Genomic DNA, 6351 nt, shown 5'->3' with positions numbered 1-6351 from the left:
AAATTAAATCTTATTTAAAGATATAACAGGGCGTATTTAAAATGAAGTTTTTGATACATTAATCACTAATTATCACCAAACGTCAGATAATTAAATTACTACGATATATGTCAATTAATAATGCTATAGGAGATTAGCATGCAGTCTAATACGTATCTTAAATACGCAGATATTAAGGGTGAGGCAACAGCCGAGCAATACAAAGATTTGATTACACTACTATCTGTAGATTGGAGTGTAGGTCGTGAGATCTCATCATACACTGGTACAGCGATGGACCGTGAAGCGAGCGCTACTCGTCTATATGATTTGACTATCACTAAACTTCAAGACCGTTCTTCTCCTGACTTATTTAAAGAAGCGACGATTGGTAAAGGTAAACCAGCGGTTTTCCATATTACTAAGCAGGGTGAGAAGGTTGAAGAGATCATGAAGATCGAACTGACTGATGCGATGATTTCTAACTACTCAGTTTCTATCCAAGACGATCGTCCAGTTGAAACTATCACAATTTCTTACACAGAAATGATGATGACAGTGACTCCTACTGACGATAAGAACAACACTTCTGCTCCATTGGTATACGGCTACAGCGGTGTTAAAGGTCAACAAATGTAATTTTCATGCGGGGGAGTATTCCTCCGCATTTTTTTGAAAGAAGTATTTAATGAAAAGAGCAACTCAAGATAACAATTTCATCCGAATTTCTTCGCCATTCGGTAAAGATGCCATCATACTAAACTCGTTTGAGTATAGAGAAGAGATCTCAGAACTTTTTTCATTGCGTGCTAAAGCTTACTTTAATGATCAACGAAGTGAGTTAAACGAAATTATTGGTAAGGAAGTTACCATTACCCTTGAAAATAATGAGGATGTTTCTTCAAATCCTCGTTATATGCATGGTTATGTTTCTGCTGCAAGATTAGAAGGGAAAAGGGTTTCTAATACACATAAAGGCGAAAATTATAAAAACATAGAATTATTAATAGAGCCTAAATTACGTTTCGCTGAATATCGAAAAAATTGCAGAATATTTCAGCATAAAGATATAAAGGAAATTATCTCTGAAGTACTATCGGAGCATAGTGTTGCCTTTAGTTTTGAGTTAACCAAGTCCTATCCTAAATACACATACAAAGTACAATATGAAGAATCAGATCTTGAATTTGTTCGACGTCTGTTATCGGAGGAGGGGCTATCATTTTGTTTTACACATACTAAGTCTGCCCATACGCTCAGTATTTTTGATGACATCAGTTTTTATAAGCCGGGTACTGAGTTTTTAGTCGATTTTGATACAGGTACGGCGAAATCTAGCCACATTTCTTCTTGGCATGAAACGCAAATTCTGACTACTAAAGCGAGTCAAAAGTCAGGCTATAACATGCTCAAGCCTTCTTCGAATCCTAAAAATACTGCAAAGGGTGAAAGTGATTTTTTTACAGTACCTGGAAGCGAGTATTTTGAATACATGGGTGAAATGGAGAGCAATGATCAATACGCACTAAGAAACACGCATGCAATAGAAGCACTACAGCAAAATGCATATTTGTGTCGTGGCGAGGCTACGTGCAGAACATTCAGTGTGGGCAAGTGCTTCAAGTTTAAAAAGCATGAAGATAAATCTCGAGTCGGCAAAGAATATGTACTGTCTTCTGTTTTTTTGTCTGCTGCTGTTTATAACCAGACTGGTCAAGGTGGGACCGGTGCGCAAGGTGTCAAAGTCTCGTTTAGTTGTGTTGACTCAAAGACAATCCTGCGTCCTTCAGTTAACTACCCGAAACCTCAGATGAAAGGTTTGCAAACCGCAGTAGTTACGGGGAACAAAGATGGTGAAATTTACATAGACAAACATGGCCGTATCAAAGTTCAGTTTCACTGGGACCGTGTTGGTAAATACGATGTAAATAGTTCATGTTGGATTCGTGTTGCGCAAAATATTGCAGGTAACGGATGGGGGTCGGTGTTTCACCCTAGAGTCGGACAAGAGGTCATCGTCGAGTTTGTTAACGGAGACCCTGATCAACCAATCGTTACGGGGTCACTATATAACGGTAGTCAACTCCCTCCTTACGCTTTACCAGAGCAAAGTTCTCAGAGTGGTTATAAATCACGCTCTGTACAAAAAGGTACATCCAGTTTTAATGAGTTGCGCTTCGATGATAAGCCTGGTGAAGAGCACATTTATCTTCATGCTGAAAAACTGTTCCAAATGCTAGTTGAAGACTGTGTTGATATCGCCGTTGAAAACAGTAAAACCGAAAAAGTGACCAATGATGTTAATCAAGAGGTTGGTCAGAACGCGAGCTTGAAAGTAGGTAAAAACTTTTCGAATGAAACGGGTGAAGTACTGTCTTTTAATGCAGGAAAGAGCGTCGAGATCAAAGTAGGTGGTGCTTCTATTCAGATGTCTAGCTCTGGAGAAATCAATATCAAAGGTAATAAAATATCCATTAACGGCTCAGCTATTGCTCTTAAAGCTGGGCAAATTTCATTGAACTAAGGTGATTTAAAGTGGGTAAACCAGCCGCAATTTTGGGCAGCTTTCATCTTTGCCCTAAAAAAACAGGAAAGATACCGCATGTCGGTGGTCCCGTCGTTGTTGGTTCAGCAAACGTAACGATTGGCGGGATACCTGCGGCAAGACAAGGCGACAAGCTTATTTGTATCGGTCCTCCGGATAGTATCTCAGCAGGTTCTTCTAGCGTAACAATCAACGGTAAACCAGCCGCGAGAGTCGGCGATTCAACGTCTCATGGTGGCAAAATTCTATCTGGTATGCCTACGGTTTTAATCGGAGGCTAGATGCCACTCGCATTTCAAACGCATCTTCTATCCTTTAATGGCCGTTCACACACCGTTCGCGAGATAGCTGATGATTCTTTTAGATTGTCCGAGGAAATCCGACCCCCTGACTTTGCTCAATCAATAGATGAGCATATATTAAGCCTCGTGCGCTCTGAGCGCGAGAGTCTTGAGCAAGCTGATATCAAGGAGAATCTCTGTGTTCTTTTACCATCTTCGGTGGACAAAAGTTTGCTTAAAGCATTGATAAGCGAGCTTTCTATTTTCGTTGACCAAACTGTCAATACTGAAATTTACTTTTATCCTTATGGCCAAGCTGCATTTTTGATGGCACTAAATCGGATAAATCGTGAAGTTAATGAAACGCAAGCGACTTGGATACTGGCTATAGAGGTTACGAGTGATGTAGAAGGGCATGTCAAACCTCAAAGCTCTATCATTTTAACCAAGTGTTTTTTTCGACATTCAGGTCTTGTGCCTGATGTTGTTCGAATTGATTTAGATGCCAAACAACAACGCATCGCCGTGGACAAGGTGTTTAAGCAATTAGGAGTAAGTTGTGAACATCCACTCAGTCAATTGTATTTATCCGTTAATAAGGAAGAACCGCAATGGTTAAACTCAATGCAATTCTTGTCTCCGTGGGTGACCGATCAAACTCAGTATCAATTTGTTGATATCAAACTTGGCGGATTGGGTGCATGTGGCGGCGTTTTAAAAGCGTTAGTGATTGATGAGCTTCAAAGAAGCAGCCCCTGCCCAGACTTTCACGTGTTGCAAGCGGACATCGAGTCAGATGGCTATGCGGTAGGAGTAATATACAATTGGCGTAGTGAATAGGTCTGGCTATTGCTTTTCCTTCTAGTAGTAGCTGAGGTTTTAGTGATGCAAATGTTATGGGGGATTGACTCGAAACTGGCCCTTTAATGATGTTTGGACAATGACTAGGCGCAGCTTGCTTTTCAAAATAGCTTTGCTCACCGCGTTTTTACAGTGTTCTTCTCGCTTTCTGATTAAATAGCCAGCCATAGAACACAAACCACATGAAAAGCTGTTCGACTCAAGATATCCTTACCGAAATAAAATAACTTGAGTTTTGGCTTGTTCGAGATCCCACCCGTGACGCATTCCTTTTTATAAACGGTACATGGACTCTGACAGAAGCAAGCCTACTCATAGAATTGGCGGAAAGTGAATTCGAATGAAGTTTATCCACACCTCAGATTGGCATCTTGGTCGACAATTCCACAACGTATCACTACTCGAAGATCAACAAGCAGTACTCGAACAACTGATTAACTATATTGAACGCAACCCCGTCGATGCAGTTGTAGTGGCGGGAGATATCTATGACCGTTCGGTGCCACCAACGGTTGCAATAGAACTGTTAAATCGAGTCGTGAAACGCATTTGTACCGAGTTAGAAACACCAATGATATTGATATCTGGCAACCATGATGGTGCAGAAAGGTTAGGTTTCGGCTCAGAGCAAATGAAAAATGCAGGTCTCCATATTGTTAGCAACTTTGAAGAGATGCTCACTCCCATCATCATAAAAACGGACTCTGCGGACGAGGTCGCGTTTTATGGTATGCCTTATAACGACCCTGAACAGGTCAGGTTTGCCTACAAAGCCTCGGTATCCACTCATGATGAGGCTCATCAATTGCTTGTTGAGCAAATTAAAGAGCGCTTTATCTCTAAGCAAAAGCGCGTGCTCGTGAGTCACTGTTTTGTTGATGGGGCTATCGAGTCAGACTCTGAACGACCATTATCTATTGGTGGTTCTGATCGCGTGAGTCATGAACACTTCTTAGATTTTGACTACGTCGCACTTGGTCATTTGCATCAGCCTCAAAAGAAAGGCGCAGAGAATATCCGTTACTCTGGCTCTCTCATGAAGTATAGCTTTGGTGAACAGAACCAGAGAAAAGGTTTCACGTTAGTTGAACTGGACAAGAAAGGATTTGTTTCTGCAGAGCATATTGATCTTACGGCTCCTCATGAAATGCGCATTGTAGAGGGCGAGCTGGATAAAGTTATTGAGCAAGGCAAAACAGACCCTAAGAATGAAGATTATTTGTTAGTTCGCTTGATGGATAAACATGCGATTTTAAACCCAATGGAAAAACTTCGTTCAGTCTATCCAAACGTTTTACACCTTGAGAAACCTGGCATGTTAATTGGGGTAGAGCAGGAAATGGCGCAAGCAAAGTTGGCGCGAAGCGAAATTGATATGTTCCGAGATTTTTTTATTGAGGCGCAAGATAGCCAGTTGTCTAAAGAGCAAGAGCAAGCTGTTACTGACATTATTAAGCAATTATCACAGCAATAGGGACCAAAGATGAAACCAATTAAACTTACCATGCAAGCCTTTGGTCCGTTTGCAAAAACCGAAGTCATTGACTTTGAAAAGCTTGGCCGTAACCCTCTGTTTTTGATTAATGGTCCTACAGGCTCAGGTAAAACGTCGATCTTAGATGCCATTTGCTTCGCCCTTTATGGTGAAACCACAGGTAATGAGCGACAAGGTATTCAGATGCGGTGTGACTTATCCGCGCAAGATTTACCAACCGAAGTAGTTCTCGAATTTTCGTTACACGGCAAACAATACCGAGTTGTTCGATCCCCTGAGCAGGAAGCGCCCAAGGCCCGTGGTGAAGGGATGACGATTAAAAAGCACACTGCGGCTCTTTATGAACTCGGTGAGACTGAAACGCTTATCACCAGCAAGACGACTCAGGTTAAAACTGAAGTTAGCAATATTATTGGCTTGAATGAAACTCAATTTCGTCAAGTTATGGTGTTGCCTCAAGGAAAATTCCGAGAACTGTTGCTTGCTAGCTCTAAAGAGCGTGAAGAAATTTTTGGCCAGCTCTTTCAAACTGACATATATAAAAAAATTGAGTACGCGCTCAAAGATAAAGCGAGTGCAATTAGTAAAGCGAAAGGCGAATTTGATAATCAAATTCGAGGTGCTTTACAAGTTGCAGAAGCGAGTTCTGAACAAGAGCTATTACAACAACTGGAACAAGTAACTAAGCAATTAGAGTCTAATAAAAAGAATGAGCAAGCAGCGTTAGATAAGCTCAATACTGCTAAATCTGAATTGCAAAAAGCGGAAACCTTGAATGGAGAGTTTTCGAAACGAGAGCAAGCAGAAAGCGCACTCAAGCTGCATCTAGAACACTCAGATTCGATAAAAGCTCGTCAACAGCAATTAGAAAACGCTAAAAATGCCAATAAGATAGAGTTGCCCTACATCTCATTACAAAATGCAAAAGCTCAAACGCAAGAGCTTAGGCAAAAAATCGTAGCTTTGAAAGAGAGTCTCGAAAAAGCTCATGTCGTTGCGAGAGAACAAGAAAACTTGCAGCAAAGTGCAAAAGAGGCCGCGGCAAAGGTCCCGCAGTTAACGCAACTGCAGTATCAGCTTGAAAGTATGAAAAACAAGTTGGTCGAGAAAGACAATTTGGAAAGTAAAATAACGGCGGGTTATCAACAAAAACAACAATTTGAAGCAACGTTAAAACAGTACATAGAACT

Annotated in this window: 6 protein-coding genes; all 6 read left to right on the top strand. The window is 41.0% G+C overall.

Features of this window, described 5'->3' with window-relative positions; genetic code table 11:
* The first annotated feature begins 138 nt into the window (after nucleotides 1–138).
* Nucleotides 139–618: an Hcp family type VI secretion system effector gene (locus IQR33_RS08575; RefSeq protein ID WP_005375967.1), complete on the top strand. Its 480-nt coding sequence runs from the start codon at nucleotides 139–141 to the stop codon at nucleotides 616–618.
* Between the two features lie 49 nt (nucleotides 619–667).
* Nucleotides 668–2503, top strand: coding sequence for a type VI secretion system tip protein TssI/VgrG (gene tssI / locus IQR33_RS08570; RefSeq protein WP_053303677.1), 1836 nt, complete (start codon nucleotides 668–670; stop codon nucleotides 2501–2503).
* An 11-nt stretch (nucleotides 2504–2514) separates the two neighbouring features.
* Nucleotides 2515–2805, top strand: a complete 291-nt coding sequence (locus IQR33_RS08565) for a PAAR domain-containing protein (protein WP_017633637.1) — start codon at nucleotides 2515–2517, stop codon at nucleotides 2803–2805.
* Nucleotides 2806–3645 carry an NAD/NADP transhydrogenase subunit beta gene (locus IQR33_RS08560; RefSeq protein WP_193837714.1) on the top strand — a complete coding sequence of 280 codons (840 nt, stop codon included), beginning with the start codon at nucleotides 2806–2808 and terminating at the stop codon, nucleotides 3643–3645.
* 361 nt (nucleotides 3646–4006) lie between these two features.
* A complete protein-coding gene (locus IQR33_RS08555; RefSeq protein ID WP_193837713.1) occupies nucleotides 4007–5140 on the top strand; it encodes an exonuclease SbcCD subunit D in 1134 nt (377 codons plus the stop codon).
* Nucleotides 5141–5149: 9 nt separating this feature from the next.
* The coding region (locus IQR33_RS32640) for an AAA family ATPase (protein WP_228013810.1) at nucleotides 5150–6351 on the top strand (1202 nt) is incomplete at its 3' end.

Source organism: Vibrio sp. OPT46 (assembly GCF_015163535.1).
Lineage (GTDB): Bacteria > Pseudomonadota > Gammaproteobacteria > Enterobacterales > Vibrionaceae > Vibrio > Vibrio alginolyticus.
This window is presented reverse-complemented; position numbering and strand designations above follow the sequence as displayed.

What these genes read in the sequence shown, in the direction of transcription:
- IQR33_RS08575 (WP_005375967.1), top strand. Translation starts at nt 139, where the DNA reads ATGCAGTCTAATACGTATCTTAAATACGCAGATATTAAGGGTGAGGCA.
- tssI (WP_053303677.1), top strand. Translation starts at nt 668, where the DNA reads ATGAAAAGAGCAACTCAAGATAACAATTTCATCCGAATTTCTTCGCCA.
- IQR33_RS08560 (WP_193837714.1), top strand. Translation starts at nt 2,806, where the DNA reads ATGCCACTCGCATTTCAAACGCATCTTCTATCCTTTAATGGCCGTTCA.
- IQR33_RS08555 (WP_193837713.1), top strand. Translation starts at nt 4,007, where the DNA reads ATGAAGTTTATCCACACCTCAGATTGGCATCTTGGTCGACAATTCCAC.